General features: G+C 45.1%; 13 protein-coding genes and 2 riboswitches. Of the genes, 7 read left to right on the top strand and 6 right to left on the bottom strand.

Annotated elements, in window-relative coordinates; all coding sequences use genetic code 11:
* Window positions 1–21: 21 nt before the first annotated feature.
* Window positions 22–786, top strand: coding sequence for an IclR family transcriptional regulator (locus B3R91_RS07085; protein WP_286796980.1), 765 nt, complete (start codon window positions 22–24; stop codon window positions 784–786).
* Here the strand turns inward: B3R91_RS07085 and B3R91_RS07090 are convergent.
* Entirely contained in the window at window positions 783–1,982 is a 1,200-nt protein-coding gene (locus B3R91_RS07090) for a CaiB/BaiF CoA transferase family protein (protein ID WP_286796981.1), read from the bottom strand. The genes B3R91_RS07085 and B3R91_RS07090 overlap by 4 nt on opposite strands.
* A gap of 171 nt (window positions 1,983–2,153) precedes the next feature.
* Complete coding sequence (locus tag B3R91_RS07095) at window positions 2,154–3,338, bottom strand: acyl-CoA dehydrogenase (protein WP_286796982.1); 1,185 nt, start codon at window positions 3,336–3,338, stop codon at window positions 2,154–2,156.
* A 175-nt stretch (window positions 3,339–3,513) separates the two neighbouring features.
* Between B3R91_RS07095 and B3R91_RS07100 the strand changes: the two genes are divergently transcribed.
* The 4 genes from B3R91_RS07100 (at window position 3,514) to B3R91_RS07115 (ending at window position 8,265) form a co-directional block, all read left to right on the top strand.
* Entirely contained in the window at window positions 3,514–4,341 is an 828-nt protein-coding gene (locus B3R91_RS07100) for an IclR family transcriptional regulator (RefSeq protein WP_286796983.1), read from the top strand.
* A gap of 180 nt (window positions 4,342–4,521) precedes the next feature.
* Entirely contained in the window at window positions 4,522–4,980 is a 459-nt protein-coding gene (locus tag B3R91_RS07105; protein WP_286796984.1) for a DIP1984 family protein, read from the top strand.
* Window positions 4,981–5,563: 583 nt separating this feature from the next.
* Window positions 5,564–7,366: an FMN-binding glutamate synthase family protein gene (locus tag B3R91_RS07110; RefSeq protein ID WP_102076647.1), complete on the top strand. Its 1,803-nt coding sequence runs from the start codon at window positions 5,564–5,566 to the stop codon at window positions 7,364–7,366.
* 56 nt (window positions 7,367–7,422) lie between these two features.
* Window positions 7,423–8,265, top strand: a complete 843-nt coding sequence (locus tag B3R91_RS07115) for a phosphodiester glycosidase family protein (RefSeq protein ID WP_286796985.1) — start codon at window positions 7,423–7,425, stop codon at window positions 8,263–8,265.
* Between the two features lie 151 nt (window positions 8,266–8,416).
* On the opposite strand, the gene B3R91_RS07120 is transcribed toward B3R91_RS07115, so the two are convergent.
* From B3R91_RS07120 to B3R91_RS07135, 4 genes are all read right to left on the bottom strand, one after another.
* Window positions 8,417–9,640: a vWA domain-containing protein gene (locus B3R91_RS07120; protein ID WP_286796986.1), complete on the bottom strand. Its 1,224-nt coding sequence runs from the start codon at window positions 9,638–9,640 to the stop codon at window positions 8,417–8,419.
* Window positions 9,641–9,721: 81 nt separating this feature from the next.
* Window positions 9,722–10,585 (bottom strand): AAA family ATPase, encoded by an 864-nt coding sequence (locus B3R91_RS07125; protein WP_286796987.1) that lies wholly within the window; start codon window positions 10,583–10,585, stop codon window positions 9,722–9,724.
* A 256-nt stretch (window positions 10,586–10,841) separates the two neighbouring features.
* Entirely contained in the window at window positions 10,842–11,459 is a 618-nt protein-coding gene (locus tag B3R91_RS07130) for a hypothetical protein (protein ID WP_144297109.1), read from the bottom strand.
* Between the two features lie 251 nt (window positions 11,460–11,710).
* A complete protein-coding gene (locus tag B3R91_RS07135) occupies window positions 11,711–12,031 on the bottom strand; it encodes a YcgL domain-containing protein (RefSeq protein WP_102076631.1) in 321 nt (106 codons plus the stop codon).
* 236 nt (window positions 12,032–12,267) lie between these two features.
* A riboswitch (glycine riboswitch) is annotated at window positions 12,268–12,404 on the top strand.
* Window positions 12,405–12,456: 52 nt separating this feature from the next.
* Window positions 12,457–12,615: riboswitch (glycine riboswitch) on the top strand.
* Window positions 12,616–12,797: 182 nt separating this feature from the next.
* Here B3R91_RS07135 and gcvT point away from each other — a divergent pair.
* Window positions 12,798–13,982, top strand: coding sequence for a glycine cleavage system aminomethyltransferase GcvT (gene gcvT / locus B3R91_RS07140; RefSeq protein ID WP_286796988.1), 1,185 nt, complete (start codon window positions 12,798–12,800; stop codon window positions 13,980–13,982).
* Window positions 13,983–14,054: 72 nt separating this feature from the next.
* A complete protein-coding gene (gcvH, locus tag B3R91_RS07145) occupies window positions 14,055–14,435 on the top strand; it encodes a glycine cleavage system protein GcvH (protein WP_068404068.1) in 381 nt (126 codons plus the stop codon).
* Window positions 14,436–14,671 lie beyond the last annotated feature (236 nt).

Raw genomic sequence — 14,671 nt, forward strand, 5'->3', positions numbered from 1 at the left:
ATCGTCTTTTATAGGTTTCTTATGAGCACCACTACCGTTCCTGCTTTGGACAAAACTTTTCAGATTTTAGATTTAATAACTGACAGCGCCCAACCTTTAACGGCGGCGCATATTGCAAAAGCGCTTAACCTGCCTCGTAGCTCAACCCACAATATTTTGCAAAGTTTATTAGCCAAACATGTCATTTATAAAGACAGCGATAGCCGCTTTCATTTGGGCTCGTATTTAATGTATTGGGCGGGCAAATATGAGCAGCAGCAAGGTGTCATCCAGTTATTCAAAGACCTTATTGTCCAGTACCCCATCCTTTTGCAGCATACCGTCACCTTATCCAAACTCGACTTGGGGGAAGTGGTATTTTTAGCCTGTCATGAAGCGCCTGCGCCGCTTGGCTTTACTTTCCGCGCGGGTGTTCGCGTACCGGCGGTGTTTTCGGCTACAGGCAAAGCCATGCTCTCCACCTTATCTATGGACAGCATAAAATCTATTTACGCCACTGGCTTCCCTACACCTATTACCAAATATGGTGTCGATAACTTTACCGATTTGGCGACCGAGCTGGCCGCCATTAAAAACAGTCGTATATCACTTGACGATGGGCAACTGCGCGATGGCATGTATTGCTTAGGCACTTATATTCGTAACGCGTCAGGCAACGCGGTTGCCGGAATGGCGATTAGCTTTTTGCAAGCAGAATATGAGTCCAAGCGAGCTGAGGTCAGTGCGGTACTGATTGAATTGGCAGAGCAAATTGAGCAGCGTTTGGGTTTTAAGGACGAGCATTAAACAATTCCATCGGCTTTAAGCTTGGCGATCATCTCGCTGTCATAACCCAAATCAGCAAGCGTGCTATCGGTATGTTCGCTCAATTTGGGTGGCGGTGTCCGATAAGTGACCGGTGATGCGGACAATTTAATCGGACTACCAAGCGCGCGCACAGGACTACCTTGCGCGGCAAAATCAACCACCATCTCACGAGCTTGTGCTTGCGGCATCGCCAAGGCCTCAGAGATATTATGAATCGCCCCGCACGGGATACCTGCTTTATCTAAAACCTCTAACCAATAACTGCGCGGTTGCTTGGCAAATTTCTTGCTCAGCTCATCACAAAGTAGTTCACGATTGGCAACGCGCTGTGGATTGGTCATAAAGCGTTCGTCCGTATTCCAATCAACGCCCAATACGTTACAAAGCTTGGCAAACTGACTGTCATTACCGCAGGCTAAGATAAAGTGCGACGCGCCTTTTGCCTCGAATACTTGATAAGGCACGATATTGGGATGTTGATTGCCGAGTCTTGGCGGGACTCTATCTGATGCCAAATAATTCATGCCGACGTTGGCGAGCATCGCAAGCGCGCTATCAAGCAATGCCACATCGACATGTTGCCCAAGTCCGGTATGCTGACGCGCTAATAGAGCGGCTTGAATACCGATGGTCAGCTGTAACCCTGCAAACAAATCAACCACTGCCACGCCAACCTTATGCGGTTCGCCATCGCTTGGACCGGTGATGCTCATCAGCCCTGATAAGCCCTGAATAATATAGTCATAACCGGGGCGCTTGGCATCAGGCCCTGTCTGCCCAAATCCCGTTAATGAGGCGTAAATAAGGCGCGGATTGTCTTGTTTTAAACTGTCATAATCTAAGCCGTATTTTTTTAAACCGCCAACCTTAAAGTTTTCAACGACGATATCGCTATCGGCGACAAGCTGTTTGATAATGGTTTGTCCGGCAGGTGTGGTGATATCGACGGTGAGGGATTTTTTATTGCGGTTAATAGTGGCGTAATAAGCAGAAGTGTCATCGCTGAATTTTGGCGGCGCCCAATGCCGCGTTTCATCGCCAATATGCGGACGTTCGACCTTGATGACTTCGGCGCCCAAATCTGCAAGTACCTGCGTACAAGAAGGACCGGCCAATACTCTCGATAAATCAAGCACCTTAATACCGTGCAGTGCACCTTTTGCCATATCCGTCATAATAATCCCTTATTGTGTCGCGTATTTTTTGATTTTTTGATGATAAAATTGTTCTTCATGATTTAATTGCCAAGCAGTTAAATGATGAAGAACAACTGAAAAACGTACGCTACTGTTTAAAATCTGCTTATAGGAAGCCAAACAGTAGCGCACGTAATTAGCTAATAACGATTAATAAAATGCTTGAATACCCGTCTGCGCACGACCTAGGATAAGCGCATGAATATCATGCGTACCTTCATAGGTATTAACCGCTTCTAAGTTCATGACGTGGCGGATAATGTGGAACTCATCCGAGATACCGTTGCCGCCGTGCATATCACGCGCAACACGCGCGATATCGAGCGCCTTACCGCAGTTATTACGTTTAATGAGTGAAATCATCTCAGGCGCGGCATTGTCTTCATCCATCAGACGACCGACGCGTAACGCCGCTTGTAAACCTAAAGCGATTTCCGTCTGCATATTGGCAAGCTTCAATTGCACAAGCTGGGTTGCGGCAAGTGGACGACCAAATTGCTTACGGTCTAGCGTGTATTGACGCGCCGCTTTCCAGCAAAATTCAGCCGCGCCCATTGCGCCCCATGCAATACCATAACGGGCTTTATTTAAGCAACCAAATGGCCCTTTTAGACCACGGATATCTGGGAAAGCATTGGCTTCAGGGACAAATACCTTGTCCATGACAATCTCACCGGTAACTGAAGCACGTAGTGAAAATTTACCTTCAATCTTCGGTGCTGATAACCCTTTCATGCCCTTATCTAAAACAAAACCACGAATCTCATCGGCGTCATCTTTTGCCCAAACGACAAATACATCAGCGATAGGACTGTTGGTAATCCACATCTTATTGCCCGTCAGCTCATAACCGCCATCAACTGCGCGCGCACGGGTCGACATCGAGGCAGGATCTGAGCCTGAATCTGGTTCCGTCAGGCCAAAACAGCCGACATACTCGCCAGTGGCAAGCTTCGGTAGATATTTTTCTCTTTGCTCTTCGGTGCCATATGCCCAAATAGGATGCATGACTAAGCTCGACTGCACGCTCATCGCCGAACGATAACCTGAATCCACCGCTTCGACCTCTTTCGCAATCAAACCATAAGCAACACTTGATAAACCGGCACAGCCATAACCTTCAATCGTCACACCAAGCAAGCCCATCTCACCCATTTGACGCATGATATTGCGATCAAAGTTCTCGTTACGATTGGCCTCTAAAATGCCAGGCATCAGCTCTTTTTGAAAAAACTGACGGGCGCTGTCCGTGACCATGCGCTCTTCATCGGTTAATTGGTTGCGTAATAAAAACGGATCTTCCCAATCGAAACTTGGACGCTTAGATGTTGCCATGTAGAACTCCTTGTTATCAGTCTTCCTGACCGACGAGTAGTGATTAATGAGTAAATCGTTTGTATAAATGATTGACTTGTTAATTCCGCTATGCGAAACTTAGTTTCATAATTTAAATCTATTTAAGCAAAGTTTTACCGCGCTGTAAACCTTTATCAAAAAAAATGAGCATAAAATGACAAAAAATGTATCTACAGCTCTGCCACTACTCGATCGAATGACCACTATTCTTGAGCAAAGTAAGGACGATAATGACCGGCAGTTTGTCACCGCACTGGGGCGTGGACTGACTTTATTGGCAGCCTTTGAGCAGCATGAGCAGCTCAGTCATCAGCAATTGTGTCAGATGACCGCCTTGCCAAAAGCCACCATCACTCGGCTTATTCATACCTTGATGACGCTTGGATTTTTACGTATGACCGAGCACGGACAATATCAGCTGGGCAGTAGTGCGGTGCGATTAAGTGCCACCGCGTGGAGTCGTCATGACATGGTGGCAACTGCTGAACCATTGCTGCGGCAATTTGCAAGTAGCAATGAAGTATCGGTGAATTTGGCCACCGAAGTCGAAGGAGAAATGCGCTATCACGCTTGTTGTCGTAGCCCTGCTCGCCTCTCTGTCAATTTACAAGTTGGCTCAGCTGTACCTGTCGCCCGCACTGCCATTGGTCGCGCTTTTTATGCAGTAAGCTCGCCAGCGAGAAAGGCGGTGATTCGTAGTAATCTACAAGAGCATTTATCTAAAGAAGAGTATGACCGCGCGCAATCTGCGTTAACCGAGGCGACAGAGCATTATGCAAAATACGGCTATACGGTATCCGATGGTGAGTTTTCTACCGATATATTGGCAGTTGCTGTTGGCGTCTTTGACATCGCAACTGGGCAGTATGCATATTCACTCAATGCCAGTGTGCCAAGTGCCAATTGGCAAGCGGAAGAATATGCAGCAATGATTGTGCCAAAATTGCAGGTGTTGGCTGAAAGGATTGGCAGTGGGTTTTAGAAAAGCTGAGTGGATTTATTTATTTTTCAGCGGTGTATAAAGGTGTTGGTAATGCGATGAGAGCACAAAATTATTTGGTGGAAGTGCTATATAATTTTCGGCAAGTGGTTTGTGTTAAAGAATGAGAAGCGCTAAACTTTAAAGCAAATATCAATAATAATAAAAGTATTGGAGTCAACCATGAAACTCGCCGAAGCCCTCCTCATCCGTAGCGATATGCAAAAAAAGCTCGCCCAAATTAAAGGGCGTATTCGTAGCAATGTCAAAGTCCAAGAAGGCGATACGCCAAACGAAGACCCAAACGCGCTGATGATTGAAGCCAGTCAAGTCATTACTGAATTATCGGCTTTGATTGAACGTATTCACCGAACTAACGCTGTCGCTCAGTCCAATGAAGGTCAATCGATGCTGACACTATTGATCGAACGTGATACCTTAGAGATGCGCCATAAGTTATTGATTGAGGCCATTGAAGCCACTGATACCGAGGTTGACCGTTATAGCCCTCGCGAGATTAAATGGCATATCATGGTTTCGGTTGCCGGTTTACAAAAGCAAGCCGACGACATCGCAATGAAGCTGCGCAAAATTAATATTTTCATTCAAGCCAATAACTGGCAAATTGACCTTGTAGAATAAGTATTTTTAAACCATTGATATGAGAATTTTCTGTCCGTTTTATTTATTTAACAATACTATTCGATAATAAACGGATAGACTGCCCCTTTGGAACCGACTGGGCGAGTGTCAGACCCCAAACCGCCACAGCAGGGGGTTGAAAACATACTGTAGTGGCTGCTACGCGTTGCGGGCAAACGCTTTTTTTACCATTCATGCCCTGCACCCGTCACAACTCACAAGGCACTATTTAGACCTTACCACCAGATACTGACAGTCGGTTTCAATCTTATTTTTAATGCTTTTCGTTATTGCCATTGAGTGCCTTTTCCTTATCTTCGACGCCAAATTATCAGCAGAAAATCATTTGAAATAATCAATCAGAGCTGATTACATCTAAAAACTGTTATTTTGAGCGCAACATTAGCACTCTGTTACCCAATTAAACCATCGCAGTGATATCATATGTGTATGATGTACGCGATAAATTTAAGCATTTAATCCATTCTTAATAACCATGTTTATGACATGGTTATTTTGTTATGGATATTTTGTTTTTTATCATTGCGTTTTTATTATTTACGTAACACTGTTGAGTATCGTTATGCCCCAATCTCGTACCAATCTAAACCCAAAACCCAAACAGGATTCTCCTTATTTAGTTGGCGTTATGTTGCGCTACAGTACTTTTGCCGCTGCAACCCTGCTGTTTATAGCAGGGCTGTTATTGATGAATTGGTGGCTGATTATTCTTGGCGGATTGGGTGTGGGTTTGGGGATTTATGATGTCATACAGGCAAAGCATGCTATCTTAAGAAACTATCCAGTCGCCGGGCATATTCGCTATGTGCTTGAGGATTTTCGCCCTGAAATTCGTCAGTATTTATTAGAAAATGATAAAGAACAAGTGCCGTTTTCACGCCAGCAGCGCGCACTGGTGTATCAACGAGCAAAAAACGTCAGTGATACCAATGCTTTTGGTACGCTTGATAATTTATACGCACACGGTAAAGAATGGTTTTTGCAATCAGCAGTCAGCCAACCGTTAGAAAATAAAGACTTTCGTATTATCGTCGGCGGCGAGCGATGTCAACAGCCGTATGATATGTCGGTATTTAATATCTCAGCGATGAGCTTTGGGAGTTTATCGGCCAATGCCATTATGGCGCTTAATCAAGGCGCTAAATTGGGCGGCTTTACTCATGATACTGGCGAAGGCGCCATCAGCCCTTATCATCGTAAGTTTGGTGGCGATTTAATCTGGGAGCTGGGCACCGGTTATTTTGGCTGCCGTGATGAGCTTGGCAATTTTGATCCGCAGTCCTTTGCCGAACAGGCAACCGATCCGCAAGTAAAAATGATTGAGATTAAACTCTCGCAAGGTGCAAAACCAGGTCAAGGTGGCGTACTGCCAGCAGAAAAAATCACGCAAGAGATTGCGGATACGCGCCACGTGCCGATGGGTAAAGACTGTGTGTCGCCCTCTTCGCACAGCGCCTTTAGCACGCCGCGCGAGTTGGTGACTTTTTGGCAGCAGCTGCGTGATTTATCAGGCGGTAAACCGGTCGGCTTTAAGCTGTGTGTCGGTCAGCCGTGGCAGTTTATGGCGATTGTAAAAGCTATGATAGAGATGGACAATTACCCTGACTTTATCATCATTGACGGCGCTGAAGGCGGTACAGGTGCAGCGCCCGTTGAATTTATGGACAACGTCGGTATGCCGATGGTTGAAGGCTTTATGCTCGTGCATAATACTTTGGTTGGTGCAGGTATTCGCGATAAGATTAAGCTTGGCGTTAGTGGTAAAATCGTCTCAGGCTTTGATATTGCGCGTATGATTGCGTTGGGTGCTGACTGGTGTAACTCGGCGCGCGGCTTTATGTTTGCCGTTGGTTGTATCCAATCGCGCTCATGTCATACCAACACTTGCCCGACTGGCGTTGCTACCCAAGACCCGTATCGCCAAAAAGCTCTTGATGTACCAAGTAAAGCTGAGCGCGTGGCAAGTTTTCATAAAAATACGCTAAAATCACTTGCCAGTATCGTTGGTGCGGTTGGTCTTCAGCATCCAAGCCAATTACAGCCGTATCATATCGCCCGCCGTTTAGACGATGGCCAGATTAAGCTATTATCGAAGTTCTTTTACTTTGCTGACCAAGGCGCCCTGCTTGAGGAAAATGCTCGCGCCGACGTCTTTAACCAAATGTGGGTGATGGCAAATCCTGATAGCTTCCTTGCCAATAACGATGCGCTGATTGCTTATAACAAAGACTCGCGTGATAAAGGTAAAGAAACCAATGCCCCAACCACCCAGCACCCCGATGATTCGGTAGATCTCATCGATGGTGGTCTGTTAATTGGTAACGTCAATAATACTTTCCGCGAAATTCCGCCATTAGACGACTAAGAATTATGGCGTTTTTTAGACCATCTAACGTTATCCTATAAAAAGATAAGTCATCGATGCCAAGTTCTATATTTAGGTTTCCTTACTCATTGTTGGCGGCAGCGCTGGTTGCATTAAGCATCAGCGCTTGCCAGCCAGCAGAAGATAATAACCATGACACGATAAGTAGTGATGGCAAAAATTGGTCATGTCAGGCGCAAAACACGCCCTTTGCCTATAGCGTTTGCCGTATTGATGCAAAGGCGCTGACCGACACGCGTTATTCATTACAGCTATTTTGGCAACAGAGCGATAGCAATGCTGATAACAACCAGCCGCTACTGACTTTTGATGCTTTACTAGCGGCGCTGCCCTCTAATCAAACCCTTAACTTTGCCATGAATGCTGGCATGTATAATGAAAATTATGCGCCGATTGGCTATACGGTTATCGAAGGTAGGGAGCGACGCGCATTAAATATCAAAGAAGGCGGCGGCAACTTTCATCTGTTGCCCAACGGCGTCATGTGGTGGGATAAATCTGGCAAAGTACAGATTACCGAAAGCAAAACGCTAGACAGCCAGCTCAAAAATGGCAATACGCAGCCTTGGTATGCGACGCAATCGGGTCCTATGTTAGTCATCAATAATGAGATTCACCCGCAGTTTAAGCCTAACAGCACTTCGCTTAAGCTACGTAATGGCGCAGGTGTTTGCAGTGATGGCAGCATACAATTTGTCAATAGCGAGGCGCCGGTGAGCTTTTATCAATTTGCCACGCTGTTTAAAGATGAGTTAAGCTGCCCAAATGCCTTATTTTTAGATGGCGGTATCGCTTCGGCACTCTACGCACCAAGCATTGATAAGCATGATAAAAAAGAGATGGGCGTGATGATTGGGCTGATAGAAACGAAAAATTAGAAACAAAGAATTAGCAAAGCAAGAGTAAAAACAGAAATTAGCAATTAGAAATTAGAAATTAGAAATGAAAAAATAGCCGCTATATTTTATAACGGCTATTTTTATGCGTGTTTACAAAATAAATAAAGCAAATGATTCTTACAACTGTCCCTTAGCGCGCCAGATAATTGGTCATCTCTTCCACACCATGTAAGGTCATCGGATACATTTTATTGTTGAAGATTTTTTTAATCTCAACGATGGTTTGGGTGTAATTCCAATACGCAGGATTTTCCGGATTGAGCCAAGCGACTTTATCAAAATGCGCCAGTACCCGTTTTAGCCAAACAATGCCCGCCTCATTATTCATATATTCGACGCTACCGCCAACCGTCATCAGCTCATACGGCGACATCGACGCATCGCCGACAAATATCACCCGATATTCGCGACCATAGGTATTAAGCAGCTCATAAGTCGGCATCGGAGCGCTGTGGCGACGATTATTGTCTTTCCAAACATAATCATATAAGCAGTTATGAAAGTAAAAAAACTCTAAGGTTTTAAATTCGTTTTTAGCAGCAGAAAACAACTTTTCCAATGCTTCGACGTGAACATCCATACTGCCACCAACATCAAATAGCATCAGCACTTTGACACGGTTGCGGCGCTCAGCTTGCATATGAATATCGAGCACACCTTTTTTAGCGGTATGCTTAATGGTTTCGTGAATATCTAGCTCATCGGCGCTACCCGTACGTGCAAATTGGCGCAAGTTACGCAGTGCCATCTGAATTTGGCGCGTGCCAAGCTGATTGTCATCATCGAGATTGCGATATTTGCGCTGCTCCCACACTTTAGCAGCGCTGCGCTTACGTGACTCGCCGCCGACGCGCACGCCTTCTGGATGGTCGCCATAGGCACCAAATGGTGACGTGCCGCCTGTGCCGACCCATTTACTACCGCCTTGATGACGCTCTTTTTGCTCTTTAAGACGCTCTTCAAGCGCTTTCATCAGCTCTTCTAATGAGCCGTATTTTTTCAGCAAGCGCCGCTGCTCTTCGGTCAGATTTTTTGGATCAAGTTTTAAATCTAGCCATTCTTTTGGAATATCCGTCAACTTTGCAAGCAGCTCATCCATATCAAGACTATCGACGCCCTCAAAATAATCTGCCATAGCACGGTCAAAATTATCAAAGTGACGCTCGTCTTTGACCATACAAAGCCGAATCAGTCGATACATATCCTCGCGACTGGCAAAAGTAGATAGCTCTGGGTTTTCAGGATGCGGCTGCATCATCAGCCCTTGATCTAAGGCCGCGTTTAGGTCAAGCAGCTCACGCGTACTGACTGGCACGCCGTAGGTCCGCAGGGTATAGAACAATTTGATAAACATAAAAGTCGCATCACTTATTGGCTGATAGAGTTACGAGTTGGACTGCTTCATTAGCTTCAATTATGACAAACGAGCTATCGCTTAACGACGCATCATATTGGCAAAACGCTGCAATAAACTCACATCGGCTTCGTTTTTCAGCAGCGCGCCATATAGCGGCGGAATAGACTTTTCCCCGCGTAAGTTTTCTTCCAGCTCGTTTTGTGCCATATCATCAGCCAATAATAGCGTCAGCCAATCGACCAATTCCGACGTTGATGGTGGCTTTTTAAGCCCTTGAATATTACGCAGCTTATAAAAAATATCGAGCGCATCATTGACGAGTTTTTCTTGGATATTGGGGAAATGCACCTCAATGATTTGGCGCATGGTATCTTCTTCTGGGAAGTCGATATAATGGAAGAAACAGCGGCGTAAAAACGCATCCGGCAGCTCTTTTTCATTATTTGAGGTGATGATAACCACCGGACGCTGCTCGGCAGTGATGGTCTCGCCCGTTTCATAAACGTAGAAAGACATTTTATCGAGCTCATGCAGTAAGTCGTTTGGAAACTCGATATCGGCCTTATCAATCTCATCAATCAATAACACACTGCGCTCACTGCTCGTAAAGGCTTCCCACAGTTTACCAGGCTTGATATAGTTGCCAATCTCATACACCTTGTCGTCGCCCAATTGCGAATCACGCAAGCGCGATACGGCATCGTACTCATACAGCCCTTGCTCAGCTTTAGTGGTCGATTTAATGTGCCACGTAATCAGCGGCATCCCTAAACTCTCAGCCACCTCTTCAGCCAGTAACGTTTTACCCGTACCCGGCTCGCCTTTAATCAGTAACGGCTTTTGTAACGTCATTGCCGCATTAACGGCCAGCTGCAAATCATCGGTAGCAATGTAGTTTTGCGTACCGATAAAGCTTTTTTTCGTTTTATCAGTCGTGCTCATAATACATTCTCAGTTATTAGAAAAAGTTATTAAAATCAGTTATTGTTATCCGTTAAATATAGTAGAAAGCTTAGAGAAAGTCGTTAGCAGATACTTAATTATTTAGATTAGCACAGTGCCATTAATTGCCAAAGTACTCATGCGTTCGTAGTTATCATTGACTGGCTGTACAGCCAATAAATGAGTATAAAAAAAGACACGCAGGGTGTCTTTTAGTGTAAAAATTTAAAGCAAAAAGCTTTACTACTCATATCTATTATTTGCGGTCTTTTTTTAAGCTAACCTCAGCTTTAGGCTTACTTAATTCAGTCCTAGCCAATTCAGGTTTAGACGACAATGCTGAATGGTCAAACGACTCTGATAAACCCGCGTCGTCTGCTAAATAATTACCAGTAGTCAATTGGGCAGTCGCTTGCGCATCATCCGCCGTACGGCTGCGAGCTTTATCCAAGCTGGACTCAAACGCGCCGCGAATCAGTTGCCAGACAAAACCCACAAACAAGCCCACGACCAACACCACTAAAATCGGCAGCATATTGGCTATCGCGCCAGCCGTATCTTTCATCATAATCGCATAAACGACACTGATACTCGCCGGCGCAATCACACTAGGATCACCAAGCGCCGTACCAGGCGCGAGCAAGACGGCAAACAATATCATCCAACTCATACCACCAAGCGGGCGCGGCAAAATACGAGCAACCAACAACCAGAGTATCAAAACGATAATGACGCCGCCAAGATACGCATACATAGGTAAGTCTGCGGGTGGCACATCTTTGACCAGTTGCCCCCACCAAATCGTAATCTCACCGAGGATATCACTGATAGCGCCTATCGGTAAGCTGTCTATAATGCCTTTTAACCAATCCATGCGTGTTTCTTTACCTGCGTTTATTACCTGCGGCGCGTAAGGCGTCAAGCGGTATAGGGTAAGTTTTGTCAGACTAAAAATTCGACAAAATACATAATCATCAACTGCACTTAATGATGCGTATTTGATAGCGATTAGTTTATCATGACTTGCTAGCAAAATGCATAAGCGCAAATGTTTCGTCGCTTTTCTGATGCATTTAAGCGAAGTTTCTTAATTTTAAAAAAAGTCTCTTAATTTCAGAACCTCTATCAATCGTAGATATTATCCTGAGCTTCACGGGCGCGTAGCTCCGCTTGACGGCGCATGACATCTTGCGGCGGCAACTGCACGAAATACCCTTGCGACTTCAGTTTTGTCAGCACTTCTTCTTTGTCAACGCGCGCCAATTTTGGCGTGCTCGCCAAGTCTAAATGCATGACAAACTGACTACGTCCTAAACTTGCCCGAAACTCTTTTGGCAGTACACCGAGCCAGTCCTTAATCTCATCGGTATCATCAGGATAATCAGGGCGCGCAATGTAAACATACATATCGTCGTGTTTGGGAAATTTATAAATATCGCAATGCATAAAAACAACCTATCAGAAACTATCGCCATAGATTAGCATATTTGCGGCTGCAATCAGTAGTCGCTTTACGTTTTGCTATGGTAAATCACTGTAAAGTCCGCTAATTTAATGACCTTTTACACATGCTATTTATTCATAAATTTGTCAGCGCTGCTGCTAAAAAGTTGTTTTTAACAACATTATCGACTTTAATGCGGCAGATGGCTTGTAAAAACAGCCTGAACCTTTCATAATAAAAGCGTTTTTCAGGAGAGAGTCTTGGGCATTATATTAAGTGCGCTTATATTTACGAGCTGCGCTGATAACTGCTTGATGACCACCGAAGGCGCATACACCCTGCCAATCGCTCAGGTAAAAGGACTGAAAAACATATGTCATAACTGTTTTACTGCTATCACAACTGCATAGCATTCCAAAACATAAGACATAACAAATCTGGAGAGCGGTAAGGACGGACGACGCCTTACCCACCGAAGGGGAGAAAATGCGACATCATTTGCTTGGGCTTTTTAAGGCTTTTGCTTTAAAAAATCACAATGATGGTTCGTGTTGAAAATCTCAGGTTACAGGACAGATAGGGCTTTTGCTTAAACCGACGTTTGGCGTCTGTTTGGCTGATTGTTCTATTTTTTTGTACGGCCCTTGGTTGCACTGCTTGCGCCCTGCAAGATTGCTACTCACTACTATGATAATGCACATCTGCCCTGCTACTTTGATATTTTATACCTGATTATCAAGTGCTGCTGATGTTCCATAAGGATTTGTTATGACCGACACTCACAATACCAATTCTCACAATACCAGCGCTTCCGCCCCTAAACGCACGCCCCTTTACCAGTCGCACCTTGATAGCGACGGCAAACTGGTGGATTTCTCTGGTTGGGAATTGCCAATCCATTATGGTTCACAAATCGAAGAACACGAAGCCGTGCGTACCGACGCCGGGATGTTTGATGTCTCGCATATGGTGGTTGTTGATGTTAAAGGCTCTGATGCCAAAGCATGGTTGCAAAAGCTCCTTGCTAATGATGTCGATAAATTAAAAACCGTTGGTAAAGCACTTTACTCTCCGATGCTCAATGAGCAAGGCGGTATCATTGACGATTTAATCGTTTATTTGATGAATGAAGACGCGAGCGAATATCGTATCGTGTCAAATGCAGCTACCCGCGATAAAGACATGGCACAGTTTAATAAAGTTGCCGAAGGTTTTGAGGTTGCTTTAACGGAACGTGATGACTTAGCTATGCTCGCGGTCCAAGGACCGAATGCCGTTGCAAAATTAGCAGAAGTCAAACCGAGTTGGGCAGATACACTGGCCGCCCTTAAGCCTTTCGTTGGTGCTGATTTAACCGATATCGAAGGCCAAGATTGGTTTGTGGCGCGTACTGGCTATACAGGCGAAGACGGCGTTGAAGTGATCATGCATGGCGATGATGCACCAGCATTTTTTGAGCAATTAAAAGCCAATGGCGTCAAACCTGCTGGTCTTGGCGCGCGTGATACCTTGCGTATGGAAGCGGGCATGAACTTGTATGGTCATGATATGAATGAAGAAACCAGCCCTTACGAGTGCAACATGGGCTGGACACTGGCGCTAAAAGACGAGCGCGACTTTATCGGCCGTGAAGCCTTAGTAAATAAGCGTCAACAAGCGAAAGATGACAACAGTGCCATGAAGCAAGTCGGTTTGCTATTGACGACGCGTGGTGTGTTGCGTGAAGGCATGACCGTGACCATCAATCAAGGCACAGATAATGAACAAACGGGTCTTATTACCAGTGGCACTTTCTCCCCTAGCCTAAAAAACTCAATTGCAATCGCCCGCGTTCCTGCCAGCTTATCAGATGACGATAGCGTGCAGGTCGATTTGCGCGGCAAGGGTAAATTCGTCGACGTCCGCGTTGTCAAGCTGCCCTTTGTGCGTAATGGCAAACAGCAATTTGACTGATATCCTTGTTACCTTTTATTATGAGCGTCCCTTGTTTTTATTAACCATTCTCTATCATTTAGGAGAGAGACCATGAGCAACATCCCAGCAGAACTAAAATACATCGCTAGCCACGAGTGGCTGCGCCTAGAAGACGACGGTACGATTACGGTTGGTATCACTGACCATGCTCAAGACTTGCTCGGTGACGTGGTGTTTGTTGAATTACCAGACGTTGGCGATATCATCGCGGTTGATGACGAAATCTCTGTGGTTGAGTCTGTAAAGGCGGCCTCTGACGTTTACGCGCCTATTTCAGGCGAAGTGGTTGCCATCAACGAAGCATTAGAAGATGATCCAGAAATCATCAACTCTGACCCATACGGCGAAGGTTGGTTCTTTAAAATGAAGCCTGACAATATCGCTGACTACGAAGCTTTGCTAAGTGCTGATGAGTACGAAAACGAGCTGTAATAGTAAGCTAATAGGCGCTAATTAATTAAGCTATCGCTATTTTTAATATTAAAAACACAACTTGTTATGACAGATATTGGCGTCAGCTGGTATCTGTGCGCTTTTTCTTAACATACTTAGCCTTAGGGCTTAATTTAGCATTTGCAATCGCCCGCTCATTTTTGGGCCGTACTCATTGAGCAAAGAATATTAACCACGCACTTCAAGTATCTCGACACACAAACTTAGCCAAGCAC

The sequence above is a fragment of the Psychrobacter sp. UBA6291 genome (assembly GCF_002439405.1).
GTDB lineage: Bacteria > Pseudomonadota > Gammaproteobacteria > Pseudomonadales > Moraxellaceae > Psychrobacter > Psychrobacter faecalis.

Bases quoted from the DNA above. Each gene is read 5' to 3' on its own strand.
- B3R91_RS07085 (WP_286796980.1), top strand. From the start codon at position 22: ATGAGCACCACTACCGTTCCTGCTTTGGACAAAACTTTTCAGATTTTA.
- B3R91_RS07090 (WP_286796981.1), bottom strand. From the start codon at position 1,982: ATGACGGATATGGCAAAAGGTGCACTGCACGGTATTAAGGTGCTTGAT.
- B3R91_RS07095 (WP_286796982.1), bottom strand. From the start codon at position 3,338: ATGGCAACATCTAAGCGTCCAAGTTTCGATTGGGAAGATCCGTTTTTA.
- B3R91_RS07100 (WP_286796983.1), top strand. From the start codon at position 3,514: ATGACAAAAAATGTATCTACAGCTCTGCCACTACTCGATCGAATGACC.
- B3R91_RS07105 (WP_286796984.1), top strand. From the start codon at position 4,522: ATGAAACTCGCCGAAGCCCTCCTCATCCGTAGCGATATGCAAAAAAAG.
- B3R91_RS07110 (WP_102076647.1), top strand. From the start codon at position 5,564: ATGCCCCAATCTCGTACCAATCTAAACCCAAAACCCAAACAGGATTCT.
- B3R91_RS07115 (WP_286796985.1), top strand. From the start codon at position 7,423: ATGCCAAGTTCTATATTTAGGTTTCCTTACTCATTGTTGGCGGCAGCG.
- B3R91_RS07120 (WP_286796986.1), bottom strand. From the start codon at position 9,640: ATGTTTATCAAATTGTTCTATACCCTGCGGACCTACGGCGTGCCAGTC.
- B3R91_RS07125 (WP_286796987.1), bottom strand. From the start codon at position 10,585: ATGAGCACGACTGATAAAACGAAAAAAAGCTTTATCGGTACGCAAAAC.
- B3R91_RS07130 (WP_144297109.1), bottom strand. From the start codon at position 11,459: ATGGATTGGTTAAAAGGCATTATAGACAGCTTACCGATAGGCGCTATC.
- B3R91_RS07135 (WP_102076631.1), bottom strand. From the start codon at position 12,031: ATGCATTGCGATATTTATAAATTTCCCAAACACGACGATATGTATGTT.
- gcvT (WP_286796988.1), top strand. From the start codon at position 12,798: ATGACCGACACTCACAATACCAATTCTCACAATACCAGCGCTTCCGCC.
- gcvH (WP_068404068.1), top strand. From the start codon at position 14,055: ATGAGCAACATCCCAGCAGAACTAAAATACATCGCTAGCCACGAGTGG.